10 protein-coding genes are annotated in these 13,938 nt (G+C 63.4%); 6 read left to right on the top strand and 4 right to left on the bottom strand.

Going from position 1 to position 13,938, the window contains the following annotated elements:
* Nucleotides 1–13 precede the first annotated feature (13 nt).
* Nucleotides 14–838 carry an aldo/keto reductase gene (locus E2H86_RS09655; RefSeq protein ID WP_133327086.1) on the bottom strand — a complete coding sequence of 275 codons (825 nt, stop codon included), beginning with the start codon at nucleotides 836–838 and terminating at the stop codon, nucleotides 14–16.
* Between the two features lie 244 nt (nucleotides 839–1,082).
* On the opposite strand from E2H86_RS09655, the gene E2H86_RS09650 reads away from it, so the two are divergent.
* The 4 genes from E2H86_RS09650 (at nucleotide 1,083) to E2H86_RS09635 (ending at nucleotide 7,386) form a co-directional block, all read left to right on the top strand.
* Nucleotides 1,083–1,961, top strand: coding sequence for a DMT family transporter (locus E2H86_RS09650; protein ID WP_133327084.1), 879 nt, complete (start codon nucleotides 1,083–1,085; stop codon nucleotides 1,959–1,961).
* A gap of 307 nt (nucleotides 1,962–2,268) precedes the next feature.
* A complete protein-coding gene (gene katG, locus E2H86_RS09645; RefSeq protein WP_133327082.1) occupies nucleotides 2,269–4,521 on the top strand; it encodes a catalase/peroxidase HPI in 2,253 nt (750 codons plus the stop codon).
* A 210-nt stretch (nucleotides 4,522–4,731) separates the two neighbouring features.
* On the top strand, nucleotides 4,732–5,943 hold the full coding sequence (locus tag E2H86_RS09640) for a M24 family metallopeptidase (RefSeq protein WP_133327080.1): 1,212 nt from the start codon (nucleotides 4,732–4,734) through the stop codon (nucleotides 5,941–5,943).
* A 108-nt stretch (nucleotides 5,944–6,051) separates the two neighbouring features.
* The gene (locus E2H86_RS09635; protein WP_133327078.1) at nucleotides 6,052–7,386 is read left to right on the top strand and encodes an MFS transporter; all 1,335 of its coding nucleotides are present in this window, start codon (nucleotides 6,052–6,054) and stop codon (nucleotides 7,384–7,386) included.
* A gap of 23 nt (nucleotides 7,387–7,409) precedes the next feature.
* Here E2H86_RS09635 and E2H86_RS09630 read toward each other — a convergent pair whose 3' ends face one another.
* Complete coding sequence (locus E2H86_RS09630) at nucleotides 7,410–8,402, bottom strand: GlxA family transcriptional regulator (RefSeq protein ID WP_133327076.1); 993 nt, start codon at nucleotides 8,400–8,402, stop codon at nucleotides 7,410–7,412.
* A gap of 173 nt (nucleotides 8,403–8,575) precedes the next feature.
* On the opposite strand from E2H86_RS09630, the gene pssA reads away from it, so the two are divergent.
* Both pssA and E2H86_RS09615 read left to right on the top strand, forming a co-directional pair.
* Nucleotides 8,576–9,889, top strand: coding sequence for a CDP-diacylglycerol--serine O-phosphatidyltransferase (gene pssA, locus E2H86_RS09620; RefSeq protein ID WP_165976052.1), 1,314 nt, complete (start codon nucleotides 8,576–8,578; stop codon nucleotides 9,887–9,889).
* Nucleotides 9,890–10,063: 174 nt separating this feature from the next.
* Nucleotides 10,064–11,230 carry a GGDEF domain-containing protein gene (locus E2H86_RS09615; protein ID WP_165976051.1) on the top strand — a complete coding sequence of 389 codons (1,167 nt, stop codon included), beginning with the start codon at nucleotides 10,064–10,066 and terminating at the stop codon, nucleotides 11,228–11,230.
* Nucleotides 11,231–11,234: 4 nt separating this feature from the next.
* Here E2H86_RS09615 and ppnN read toward each other — a convergent pair whose 3' ends face one another.
* Together ppnN and E2H86_RS09605 are read right to left on the bottom strand one after the other, a co-directional pair.
* Entirely contained in the window at nucleotides 11,235–12,608 is a 1,374-nt protein-coding gene (ppnN, locus tag E2H86_RS09610) for a nucleotide 5'-monophosphate nucleosidase PpnN (RefSeq protein WP_133327070.1), read from the bottom strand.
* A 183-nt stretch (nucleotides 12,609–12,791) separates the two neighbouring features.
* Nucleotides 12,792–13,853, bottom strand: coding sequence for a YeiH family protein (locus E2H86_RS09605; protein WP_133327068.1), 1,062 nt, complete (start codon nucleotides 13,851–13,853; stop codon nucleotides 12,792–12,794).
* Nucleotides 13,854–13,938: the final 85 nt, after the last annotated feature.

Below are 13,938 nucleotides of genomic sequence, written 5' to 3'. Positions count from 1 at the left end.
GCCACGGCGGGGGTCAGGCGTTCCAGTCCGGGGCGAATTCCGGGCTGACCACCCGCCGGTCCTTGGGCAGGCCGGCGATCAGCGCGCGGTCATCATCGTCCAGGCGCAGTTGCAGCGCCGCCAGGTTGGCCAGCTGGTTCTCGCGGCTGCTGGCTTTGGGAATCGCCGCCACGCCGTCTTGCCCAACCAGCCAGCCGAGCGCCACCTGGCTGGGTAGCACGCCATGTTTGCGGGCGATGGCCTGAATCGCCGGTTGCTCGGCGGCCAGGCCGCGGGCCAGTGGGGTATAGGCTGTCAGCAGCAGGTCGTGGCGACGGGCATAGTCGAGCAGGGGCTGTTGCTCGAGCAGTACGTGATACTCGACCTGGATCGCCGACAACGGCGCACCCAACACCTCGACCACGCGACGCAGCAAGCCGAGCGGGAAGTTGGCCACACCGATATGCCGCACCTTGCCTTCATCGCGCAGGGCCACCAGGGTGTCGATGCTGCGCGCCAGGTCCATGTCCTTGCCGGGCCAGTGAATGTGGAACAGTTCGACATATTCGGTGCCCAGCTTGCGCAGGCTGTCTTCGAGCGACTGGCGCATCGCCTTGGGCTCCAGTTGGTCCCACCAGACTTTGGTGGTCAAGTGCACCTGTTCACGGGGCACGTCACTTTCGCGCAGGGCCTGGCCGACGGCGTCCTCGTTGCCGTAGGCGGTGGCGGTGTCGATGTGCCGATAGCCCAGTTCCAGGGCCTGGCGGACGGCCTGGGTGCACTGTGCGCCGGTCATCGGCCAGGTGCCCATGCCGATGGCAGGCAGGTCGAGGCCGTTGCGGGTGGTGAGCCTATGCATGAAAACTCCTTGTCTCGAGTAGGTCTGCCGTCGATGTTGCCCGCTCGACGCAGGAGGAACCATGCGCGCTGGCCGAAAAGTGGTCGATCAGCGAACACAAAGCGCCGATGCTTGATGCAACCTCTCAAGGAACTTCCTTAAGTTGTCGTATCTCTTCTAGAATTCGAGCTGTTGTATCCGCCAGGTCACACCTGCGCGGCTTTCCCAAGGCCCGGCACCCTGCCGCGCCGCAGTCGAGAACGCCATGAGTTCCAGCACACCGCTGTCCGGAGTCAACCAACCCCTGCGTGGCATCGCCCTGGTGGTGGTCGCCACATTTCTCTTCGCCAGCCATGACGCTCTGTCGAAATTCCTTGGCGGCGTGTATCCGGTGGTGTTGGTGGTGTGGGCGCGCTATGTGGTGCATACCTTGCTGATGGCCGGCATCTTCCTGCCCAAGGCCGGGCTCAATGTACTGCGCACCCGCCGCCCGGTGCTGCAGACACTGCGTGCGCTGTGCCTGCTCAGCACCAGCCTGCTGTTCACCTCGGGTCTGCAGTACCTGCCGTTGGCGGAGGCCACGTCGGTCAACTTTCTCGCTCCGGTGCTGGTCACCGCGCTCTCGGCACCGCTGCTGCGCGAGCGGGTCACGGCGGGGCAATGGGTGGCGGTGGTCCTGGGCTTTATCGGTGTCCTGGTGGTGGTGCACCCCGGCGGCGCCATGTTCACCCCGGCCATCCTCTATCCGTTCGGCTCGGCCATGGGCTTTTGTTTCTATCAGCTGCTGACCCGGCTGGTGGCCGCCCACGACAGTCCGACCACCAGCAACTTCTATGCAGGCCTGTGCAATACCCTGGTGATGAGCTTGCTGGTGCCGTTCTTCTGGGAATGGCCGCGCTGGGACCACGCGTTGTTGATGCTGGCGTTGGGCGGCTTCGGCATGAGCGCGCATCTGTTGCTGACCCAGGCCTTCCGGCATGCCGCACCGGCGCTGCTGGCACCGTTCAGCTACTGCCAGATCGTCTTCGCTGGCCTGCTGGGTCTGCTGATCTACGGGCAGATGCCCGATGATGCCAGCTTGCTGGGTATCTCGATCATCTGCCTGAGCGGTCTGGGTGCGGCCTGGATGCAGCGGCGCAAGTAGTGCCGCGCATGGTCAAGGCCGCTGGCCGCTGCAGGGGCGGACGAAAGACCCAGACTATCGCCCCTCAATACCCACTCTATTAGCTCTCTGCCCAAGCTCGGCTAGTCTTTTCCCTGGCTTCGCGAAAACCGCGTTCGGGCGGTGTGTCAGCACCTGGGTGCAAGACCGTGCCACGCCGCCATGGCAGCCTCGCAAGCCCGTGACCGACCTGTCCTGACGAGGGGCAGCTCGAGCCCCCAAGCGCTCGGCTGAAAGAACACCTGGCATAGACCGGAAATCTGGATAACCGACCAAAAGGTAATAGCAGATGTCGAACGAATCGAAATGCCCGTTCCATCAAACCGCAGGTGGCGGCACCACCAACCGTGACTGGTGGCCTGACCAGCTCAACCTGAGGATTCTCCACCAACACTCTGCCAAGTCCGATCCGATGGATCCGGATTTCGACTACGCCAAGGCATTCAAAAGCCTCGACTTCCAGGCCCTCAAAAAAGACCTGAACGCTCTGATGACCGATTCCCAGGACTGGTGGCCGGCCGACTTCGGCCACTACGGTCCGCTGTTCATTCGCATGGCCTGGCACAGCGCCGGCACCTACCGTATCGGCGATGGGCGCGGCGGTGCGGGCTCTGGCCAACAGCGTTTCGCCCCCCTCAATAGCTGGCCGGACAACGTCAGCCTGGACAAGGCCCGGCGTCTGTTGTGGCCGATCAAGCAGAAATACGGCAACAAGATCTCCTGGGCCGATCTAATCGTGCTCACCGGTAACGTCGCCCTGGAATCCATGGGCTTCAAGACCTTCGGCTTCTCCGGCGGGCGCGCCGATGTCTGGGAGCCGGACGAAGACGTGTACTGGGGCTCGGAAAAGGTCTGGCTGGGTGGCGATACGCGCTATGGCAAGGCTCAGGCACCCGGGCAAGGCGACCTGGTCGCCGAGCCGCAGAAGCATGGCGAGGAACAGAGCCGCACCCTGGCCGGCGAGCGCAACCTGGAAAACCCCTTGGCCGCGGTGCAGATGGGCCTGATCTACGTCAACCCAGAAGGGCCTGAAGGCCATCCCGACCCGGTGGCATCGGGCAAGGATATCCGCGAAACCTTTGGGCGCATGGCGATGAACGATGAAGAAACCGTCGCTCTGATTGCCGGTGGCCATGCCTTCGGCAAGACCCACGGCGCCGGACCTGCCGACAACGTCGGCCCTGAGCCGGAAGCTGCTGGCCTCGAGCAGCAAGGCCTGGGCTGGGCCAACAAATTCGGCACAGGAAAGGGCGGGGACACCATCACCAGTGGTCTGGAGGTGACCTGGACCTCCACCCCGACACGCTGGAGCAACGAGTACCTGAACAACCTGTTCAACTTCGAATGGGAACTGACCAAGAGTCCGGCGGGTGCCAACCAGTGGCGACCCAAGGAAGGCAAGGGCGCCGGTACCGTGCCCGATGCCCATGATCCGACCAAGCGTCATGCGCCATCGATGCTGACCTCCGACCTGGCATTGCGTTTCGACCCGATCTACGAGCCCATCGCCCGGCGCTTCAAGGACAACCCCGACCAGTTGGCGGATGCCTTCGCCCGCGCTTGGTACAAGCTGATCCACCGCGACATGGGCCCGCTGGCCCGCTACCTGGGGCCGGAGAACCCGCAGGAAGAGCTGCTCTGGCAGGACCCCCTGCCCAAGGTCGACCACCCATTGGTCAGCGAGCAGGACATTGCCGCACTCAAGGCCAAGGTGCTGGCCTCGGGGCTGAGCGTTGCCGAACTGGTCAGTACCGCCTGGGGAGCGGCTTCGACCTTCCGTGGATCCGACAAGCGCGGCGGTGCCAACGGCGGGCGGATCCGACTGGAGCCGCAGAAATCCTGGGCTGCCAACCAGCCGCAACAGCTGGACAAGGTGCTCGCCACCCTGGAGAACGTGCGCAATGAGTTCCAGGCCGGCGGCCAGCAGATTTCGCTCGCCGATCTGATCGTGCTGGCGGGCAGCGCCGCCGTGGAAAAAGCCGCCAAGGACGCCGGCCACGACATCAAGGTGCCGTTCCGTCCGGGGCGCACCGACGCCTCCCAGGAGCAGACCGATGTCGAGTCGTTCGCCGTGCTCGAACCGCTGGCCGACGGCTTCCGCAACTTCAGCAAGAGCAAGTACAGCGTCAAGGCCGAAAAGCTGCTGCTGGACAAGGCGCAGTTGCTGACCTTGACCGCGCCTGAGCTGACCGTGCTGATCGGAGGTCTGCGGGTGTTGGGCGCCAACCATGGCGGCAGCAAGGAGGGGGTGTTCACTGATCGGCCAGGCGTGCTGACCAACGACTTCTTCCGCAACTTGCTGGACATGGGCGTGGAATGGAAGCCGACCTCGGCGGACAACGACAGCTTCGAGGGCCGTGATCGCAAGTCCGGCCAGGTGAAGTGGACCGGCAGTCGCGTCGACCTGGTGTTCGGCTCCCATGCCCAGTTGCGTGCCCTGAGCGAGGTGTATGGCAGCTCCGACAGCGGCGACAAGTTCGTCAAGGACTTCGTCGCGGCTTGGGTGAAAGTCATGGAGCTCGATCGTTTTGACTTGAAGTAGCGGCACCGGTGGCAGGGCTGACCCGCCGCTTCAGGAGCGACGCCATGTTCGGCGTCGTCCCTGGGGCGGCGGGTTTGCTCGTTCATGGGCGCAGGCCATTGCGCCAATTTCGGGTCGGATAGATACAAAAGCGTCCCTGTCGGTTCTGTTGCAATGCATCTCAGGCGGCCGGCCTGAACAGCGTGCTCACAACGACAAGGAACACCGACCATGCAAATGCCCCAGACTCTGAAAATCCGTAATGGCGCCAAGGTCCAACCGACCTTCTCCGCGCAGGAGTACGCCGCCCGCCACGCCCGCCTGCGGGCCTATATGGCCGAACAGGACATCGAGGCGGCGATCTTCACCTCGTACCATAATGTCAACTACTACAGCGACTTCCTCTATTGCTCGTTCGGCCGCCCCTATGCCCTGGTGGTGACGCAGGACAAGGTGGTCTCGATCAGCGCCAACATCGACGGCGGTCAGCCCTGGCGGCGCACGATGGGGACCGACAACATCGTTTACACCGACTGGCAGCGCGACAACTACTTCGTCGCCATCCAGCAGGCTCTGCCGCTGGCTTCGCGTATCGGCGTCGAATACGACCACCTCAACCTGCAGAATCACGCCAAGCTCGCAGCCTGCTATCCGAAGGCCGAGTTGCTCGACATCGGTGCACCGTGCATGCGTATGCGCATGATCAAGTCGGCCGAGGAGCAGGCATTGATCCGCCACGGCGCCCGGGTTGCCGATATCGGTGGTGCAGCAGTGGTCGAGGCGCTGGGTGAGCAGGTGCCGGAGTACGAGGTGGCGCTGCACGCCACCCAGGCGATGGTCCGCGAAATCGCCCGCAGTTTCCCAGACGGCGAACTGATGGATACCTGGACCTGGTTCCAGTCCGGGCTCAACACCGACGGCGCGCACAACCCGGTGACCAGTCGTAAGGTCAACAAGGGCGACATCCTCAGCCTCAATTGCTTCCCGATGATCGCCGGTTACTACACCGCGCTGGAGCGCACGTTGTTCCTCGACCACTGCCCGGACGACCATCTGCGCCTGTGGCAGGCCAACGTCGAGGTGCATGAAGCAGGGCTCAAGTTGGTGCGCCCGGGCATGCGCTGCTGCGACATCGCCCGTGAGCTCAACGAAATCTTCCTGCGGCACGACCTGTTGCAGTACCGCACCTTCGGTTACGGCCATTCGTTCGGCACGCTCAGCCACTATTACGGTCGTGAGGCAGGGCTGGAACTGCGCGAAGACATCGACACAGTGCTGGAGCCGGGCATGGTGGTGTCCATCGAGCCCATGATCATGCTGCCCGAAGGGCGGCCAGGTGCGGGCGGCTATCGCGAGCACGATATCCTGATCGTCAACGAGACCGGTGCCGAAAACATCACCCATTTCCCCTACGGGCCGGAGCACAACATCATCCGCAAGTGATGCCCAGCGCCGGCCGTTGCCTCTACAGCGGCCGGCACATACAACAAGAAACCCGCCGTATGACCTTCAGACCCTGCCTCCAATTAGAACAACCAGAGGGTATCCGTCATGACCAGCACCACCCTGAACGCTCCCACCCTCGACGGCGCGGCTCCCAGCGCCGAACGCCAGGCCTTGCGCAAGGCCGCCCGCGCAAGCTTCATGGGCAATTTCGTCGAGTGGTTCGATTACGCCGCATACGGTTATCTGGCCACCATCATCGCGGCAACATTCTTTCGCCAAGCCGACAAGACCACGGGGCTGTTGGCAACTTTTGCGGTGTTCGCCCTGTCATTTCTCGTCCGTCCCCTGGGCGGTGTGGTCTGGGGCCACTTCGGCGACCGCCACGGGCGACGCAACGCCTTGTCCTGGTCGATACTGATCATGTCGATTTCTACGTTCTGCATCGGCTTGCTGCCGGGCTACGCGCAAATCGGCCTGTGGGCGCCTTGCCTGCTCTTGTTGATCCGGTTGGTACAGGGGTTCTCTGCTTCAGGCGAGTACGCCGGGGCTGCGGCATTCCTTGCCGAGTACGCGCCAGCGGGTCGGCGAGGGCTGTATACCAGCATCGTACCGGCGAGCACTGCGGCAGGCTTGCTGTTCGGCGCGGCATTCGTCGCGGTGCTGCATGAAGTGCTGAGCAGCGAGGCTCTGCACAGTTGGGGCTGGCGCCTGCCATTCCTGTTGGCTGCACCGTTCGGTCTGGTGGGGCGTTACATTCGCATGAGCTTGCAGGACACGCCGAAGTTTCTCGAAATGGAACAGCGTCTGGAACGCAAGGCCGGCATGACGCCGGCGCCGATCCGCGAGTTGCTGAGCCGGCATCGGCGCAGCCTGGCGATCGGTCTGGGCGTCACCTGCCTCAATGCCGTGGCGTTCTACCTGTTGCTCAGCTACATGCCGACCTACCTGTCCACCGAGATGGGCATGAGCGAGCGCGACTCGTTCATCGCTTCGACCGTGTCGCTGGCGACCTACATCGGCCTTATTTTCCTGATGGGGCGCCTGTCCGATCGGTTCGGGCGCAAGACCATGCTGGTGGTGGCTTCGCTACTGTTCCTGGGCTTGACCGTGCCACTGTTCAAGCTGCTCGATGGCCAGCCGTTGCTGGTGATCCTGGCGATCCAGATCTTCTTTGGCGCAATGCTGGCGATGAACGACGGCACCTTGCCGTGTCTGTTGGCGGAGCTGTTCCCGACCGCTGTGCGCTTCAGTGGCTTCGCCTTGAGCTTCAACCTGGCCAACGCGTTGTTCGGTGGCACCGCGCCGTTCATCGCGACCTGGTTGATCCAGGTCACTGGCAACAAACTGGCCCCAGCGGGGTACCTGTTGGCCGCGGCGCTGGTGGCATTGCTGGCCATGTTGATGTGCCGCGAAACCGCCCATGCCGACCTGAAGGACTAGTCCGGCAAGGGCCTGGATGCCGCTCAGTGCAACGAAGCCTGGCGCCGCTCGCCCAGCGGCGACAGGCCGAAGAAGCGACTGTAGCTCTTGGAGAAGTGCGCGGGTGAGCTGAACCCGCAGGCCAGCGCCACCTCCCGCACCTGCACATCGCTGCGCAACAGCAGTTCCCGTGCCCGCGACAGGCGTAGCTCCAGGTAATACTGGCTTGGCGTACGCTGCAGGTGCTTGTGGAACAAGCGCTCCAACTGACGAACCGTCACATCGTTCAGGCTGGCCAGCTCGTCCAGGCCCAACGGCTCCTCCAGGTTGGCCTCCATGATCGCCACGACCTGGCTCAACTTCGGCTGGGCGCTGCCGAGCAGGGTCCGCAGTGGCACCCGCTGGCGTTCGCGCTCGCCACGCACCCGGTCACACAGCAGCAGCTCGGCGGCCTTGGCCGCCACGTCCTGGCCGCCGGCCTGGCGCGCCACCAATTGCAGCATCATGTCCATCGCTGCCACGCCACCGGAGCAGGTGAAACGGTCGCGATCGAGTTCGAACAATTGGTTGGAAATGACGATGCCGGGGAAATGCTCCTGCAGGACGTGGATGTCTTCCCAGTGGATCGTGCAGCGATAGCCTTTGAGCAGGTCGGCTCTGGCCAGCAGGTAGCTGCCCGTGCAGATTCCGCCCAGCGGAAGGCCCCGGCGAGCGAGTTGGCGCAGCCAGTCGAGCAGCGGACGGTTGCTGCGGCTACGGTCGATCGGGTTGGCCCCGACCACGAACAGGGCATCCAGGGGCGGGGCGTCTGCAATACTGTAGTCAGGCAGGACGCGCATGCCGTTACTGGCGATGACCGGTTCCGGACTGGCGGCAATCAGTACGGTACGGTACAAGGTGTGACGGGCTGCCAGGTTGGCCATGCGCAGGGTCTCCACCGCCGACGCCAGGCCGATGGTGGTGAAATTGGGCAAGATCAGAAAACCGAAGGTCTGCGGTGCAGCGGGAGCTATCGTTGCGCAAGCGGGGTGGGCCATCGCGATCTTCCTGTACAAGCTGGGCCTGGGTGGTCAGGGCAGTGGGAAAACAATCCTCGCCTGTTTCTTTTTGTCGTGGGCCGTCCTTGTCGGGCAGATCTTACACCCCGGCACAGCGGCCAGGAATGGACCTGAATGCAAACTGAAGGTGAACGTAGTTGAATCCTGAATCGATGTTGGCGGCGTTACCCGGTTTTCCCATCACCCCCGATGCGATTCAGGTGTTGCCCGATGCGGCAGCCTATCGGGCCTGTCTGCTCGAACGCATCCGTTCGGCGACTCGGCGCATCGTCATCGTCGCGTTGTACCTGCAAGAGGACGAGGCCGGCCAGGAGGTGCTCGATGCCTTGTACCAGGCCAAGGCTGCGCGCCCGGAGCTGCAGGTGGTGGTCGTGGTCGACTGGTTCCGTGCCCGTCGCGGCTTGCTCGGCGCCGGCCGGCAGCCAGGCAATGCGGCCTGGTACCAGGCCCAGCGCCAATTGCGTGGACTGGACGTGGTGATCCACGGGGTGCCGGTGCAGACCCGCGAGCTGTTCGGCGTGTTGCACCTCAAGGGCAGCATCATCGACGATGGCGTGCTTTACACCGGGGCCAGTCTCAACAACGTCTACCTGCATCGCTTCGATCGCTATCGACTGGATCGCTACCACCTGTTCCAGTCGCAGGCCTTGGCCGACTCCATGGTCGACCTGGTGCAGCGCCTGCTGCACTCTACTGCCACACCACGCCTGGACTTGCCTGCGCCACCGGCTTCGCGACAGCTGAAGGGGGACATCCGCCGGCTGCGTGCACGCCTGCGGCGCATGGTGTACAGCGTGCCCGACCCTGCCACAGGCGATGCTCTGCGGGTCATTCCGTTACTCGGCGTAGGCCGTGGCAACCCGCTCAACCGCACGCTCTGCGCGTTGCTCGCGGTGGCGCGCCAGCAGATCGTGATCAGCACGCCGTACTTCAACCCGCCACGGGTGGTGATGCGCGAGATCGACCAGGCCCTGGATCGCGGTGTGCAGGTGGAATTGATCGTCGGCCACCGCACCGCCAACGACTTCTACATCGCCCCTGGCGAGCCGTTCAGCGCCAGCGGGGCATTGCCATACCTGTACGAGGATACACTGCGTGCCTTTGCCCGGCGCCGCGCGGCGGCCATTGCCCGGGGGCAGTTGCAGGTGAGGATCTGGAACGATCCCGGGCACACCTTCCATGCCAAAGGGGTGTGGGTCGACCAGCGCTACAGCGTACTGACCGGTAATAACCTCAACCCCCGTGGTTTCAACCTGGACCTGGAGAACGGTTTGCTCATCGACGACCCTGCCGGGCAGTGGCTGATCCCCCGGGAAACGGAGCTGCAGGGCATTCGTCGGCACGCGCCGCGGATCCAGTCGCTGGCCGAACTGGGCGAAAAGACCGAGCATCCCAAGGAGGTACGCAAGTTCCTCCGGCGCCTGCGCTACAGTAGGTTGGAGCCGTTGATCAAACGGGTGTTGTAACTCCGCTCCAGGGTTCAAAGTTCAGGCGTCTGGCCCTAGGGAAGGCTGGGGCAGCAACGGTTGATGACTGGGGAATATCATTGCCTGGGCAAACCGCTGCGCGGCGCTGCGAAAAGTCATGCTAAACGCATACAATCAGGCCTTTTCCGTTTACCCAGACAGGCCACTCTTTCTATGGCGCTTGACCCCATCACGATGCTGACCATCACCATCGCCCTGGCAGCAGCTGCTGCCCTGTACCTGGCGATCGAATGGCGCAGCGTGCGTGAACCTTCCTTGCTGTTCTGGAGCGCCGGCTTCGCCACCATTACCGTGGGCAGTACCCTTGCGCTGTTGCGCGGTATCGGCTTGTTGTTGATCGGTATCTGGTTCGCCAATGGCTTGTTGGTCGTGGCCCATGCATTCTTTCTGATCGGCGTGGTGCGCTTCACCCAGACGCGCCTGTCGCGGGCCTGGCTGTCGATCCTGCTGGTGTGGTTCGCCTTACTGCTGCTGCCGGTCGGGCCGCAGTGGTCGAAGATCATGCTCATGGTCAACTCGCTACTGGTGGCGCTGCTCACCCTGAAGGGCAGCTACCTGCTGCGCCCGCACGGCAAGTCGCTGAGCGTTGGGGCCGTGCAGTTGCGCTACGTGTTGCTGCTGCACGGCGTGTTCTACGTGCTCAAGGCCATCGTCGCGGTAACCCCGGGCACCTGGATCGATCTGGCTACCTTCGGTGGACTGATCATCCAGATATCCCTGGTCGAGGGGGCGATGGCGATCATGCTCATCGCGTTGTCGATGACCGGTACCGTGCGCTACCGCCGCGAAGAACGCATCGCTCGTCTGGCGGCGCGTGACCCGCTGACGGCCCTGTACAACCGTCGGGCACTGGAGGTGCGCGCTGGGCATTTTTTCAAGGAAGTCACGGCGGCCCGTCCTGGCGCCTTGCTGCTGATCGATATCGACAATTTCAAGCTGGTCAACGACCTGCACGGGCATGCAGCGGGTGACCGGCTGTTGGTGGCCTTGAGCGAGATGATCCGGGGTGTACTGCCGGAGCGTTCGTTGGCGGCGCGGCTGGGAGGAGACGAGTTCGTCATCCTTTTGAGCGATGCCTCCAGCGAACGGGTAGTGGACCTTGGCAGCCGCTTGCGCGAGGAGTTCCAACGCGCGGCCGAGCAGAGCGTGCCGACCCCCGAAGCGGTGACCCTGAGCATCGGCGCAAGCCTGTTCGACCAGCCGCCGCCGAGCCTGGCAGCGTTGATCGAACAGGGTGATGTGGCGCTGTACCAATCCAAGCGGGGAGGGCGAAACAGCATTCGCCTGAGTGACCGCACCGTCGCCAGCGCGGTCCGCTAGCGCCTCAGGTCACGACCTGGTAGCACGGCACGTAGGCCGTGCCACCTGGCAGCTTCATCCGGTGCTGGTCGACGAACGCTTGCAGCAGCCGCCCTAGGGGTTCCAGCACTGCGCTGTCACCGCGAATCTGGTACGGTCCGTGCTCTTCGATCAGGCGGATGCCCTTGTCCTTGACGTTGCCCGCGACCACCCCGGAAAACGCCCGGCGCAGGTTGGCTGCCAGCTCGTGTGGCGGCTGTTCACGGTGTAGGGCCAAGCTGGCCATGTTGGCATGGGTGGGGTCGAAAGGATGCTGGAAACCCTCTTCGATTCGCAGCAGCCAGTTGAAGTGGAAGGCATCGTTGCGTTCGCGGCGGAACTGTTTCACCGCCTTGAGCCCTTCGACCATCTGGCGAGCCACCTCGGCCGGGTCGTCGATGATGATCTGGTAATGGCGCTGCGCGGCATCGCCCAGGGTGGCACCGACGAACTCATGCAGTTGCTGCAGGAACGGCTCGGCGCTGCGCGGGCCGGTAAGAATGACCGGGAAGGGCAGATCCTGGTTGTCCGGATGCATGAGGATGCCGAGCAGGTAGAGAAATTCCTCGGCAGTGCCGGCACCACCGGGGAAGATGATGATGCCGTGGCCCACGCGCACGAAGGCTTCGAGGCGTTTCTCGATGTCGGGCAGGATCACCAGTTCGTTGACGATCGGGTTGGGCGCTTCGGCAGCGATGATGCCCGGTTCGGTCAGGCCCAGGTAGCGGCTGCCATGCATCCGTTGCTTGGCGTGGGCGATGGTCGCGCCCTTCATCGGGCCTTTCATCACGCCAGGGCCGCAACCGGTGCAGACGTCCAGCTTGCGCAGGCCCAGTTCGTGGCCGACCTTCTTGGTGTACTGGTACTCCTCTGAACTGATCGAATGCCCGCCCCAGCACACGACCATTTTCGGTTCCACGCCTGGGCGCAGGGTGCGGGCGTTGCGCAGCAGGTGGAAGACGTAGTCGGTGATGCCCTGGGAGCTCTCCAGGTCGATGCGTTGACTGGCCAATTCGCTTTCGGTGTAGACGATGTCGCGCAGGGCGCTGAACAGCATCTCGCGGGTGCTGGCGATCATCTCGCCGTCGACGAAGGCGTCGGCGGGGGCATTGAGCAGTTCCAGGCGTACGCCGCGGTCTTGTTGATGGATACGCACTTCGAAGTCCTTGTAGGCTTCGAGGATGGTCTTGGCATTATCGACATGGGCGCCGGTGTTGAGAATGGCCAGGGCGCACTGGCGGAACAAGGTATAAAGGCTACCGGTACCGACTTCGCTCAGTTGCTGAACTTCACGTTGCGACAGCGTTTCCAGGCTGCCTTTGGGGCTGACGGATGCATTGATGACATTGCGTTGAGGCATCTAAGTCTTTCCTGTGCAGGTAAAACATCCTTCTTTGACAACACCATACCGGAAAAACTTTATACCGTGTCGCCTGCTTCGCGGGTGAACCCGCGCCTACAGATACGCCACCGTTTGCGGAAGCGACGGAGTACCTGTAGGAGCGGGTTTACCCGCGAAAAGAACGACGCCGATCTACCAGAATCAACCCAACAACCGCTGTACCCCCAGAGTAATGGCCAACCCGCCACCAACCAGCCACAGGTTGAGTATCGCCCCGGCTACCAGCGCCCTCGGTCCGGCCTGGCGTACTTGACTGAAGCGGGTCTCCATGCCCAGTGCGGTCATGGCCATGGTCAGGGCAAAGGTATCGAACTGGTTGACCGCCTGGGTCACGCTACTCGGCAGCACCTGCAGCGAATTGACCAGTACCAGGGCGAGAAATCCGAATGCGAACCATGGCACGGCAATACGCCCAGCGTCCGCGCCCTGGCCAGGTCGAGGCGAGCGGTTGATCCACAGCCCGACCAGCAGCAGTACCGGTACCAGCAGCATCACCCGGGTCATCTTGACGATAGTGGCAATGTGCGTGACCTCAGGGCTGACATTGCTCGCCGCGCCCACCACCTGGGCCACTTCGTGCAAGGTGCCGCCGAAAAACAGCCCGGTGCCGAGGGTGTCCAGCGGCAGCCAGCCAAGGTTGAGCGCCAGCGGGTAGAGCAACATCGACGCGGTGCCGAACAGCACCACGCTGCCCACTGCCATGGCGCTCTTGTGCGGTGCGCTGCGTAGCGCCGACTCGAAGGCGAGTACCGCTGCCGCGCCACAGATCGCGCTACCGGCAGCGGTCAGCAGGGCAGTGTCGCGGTCGAGCTTGAGCAGGCGGGTACCGCACCAGACCCCGATCAACAAGGTACTGCTCACCACCAGCACGGCCACCGTCAGCCCAGACCAACCGACCTCGACGATTTCCTGCAGGCTGACCCGCAAGCCGAACAGGGCCACGGCGATGCGCAGCAATTTACGTGCGGAGAAATCGATGCCGCTGACCCAACTGGGCGGCACACCGTCGCGCAGGCCGTTGCCATACAGAGCGCCGGCGACGATGCCGACGATCAGCGGGCTGATGCCGAGGCTGGCCACTGCCGGCAGTGCGGCCAGTTGGGTTACCGCCAAGGCGAACAGGGCGATGAAGAGGATGCCGTTGAGCCGCCCACGGGTGGCTTGGGTGGGCGCAAACGAGAAGTGGGAGGAGTGCGTGGCCATGGTGAGTCCTGCGCAATGTGGTTTCGACAAGGACTACGTTAATCTGGTTATAAGCTTATAAAAAATCGTTATTTGCGATGCGAAA

The sequence above is a fragment of the Pseudomonas putida genome (genome assembly GCF_004357765.1).
In the GTDB taxonomy this organism is placed as follows: Bacteria; Pseudomonadota; Gammaproteobacteria; order Pseudomonadales; family Pseudomonadaceae; genus Aquipseudomonas; species Aquipseudomonas putida_U.
This window is presented reverse-complemented; position numbering and strand designations above follow the sequence as displayed.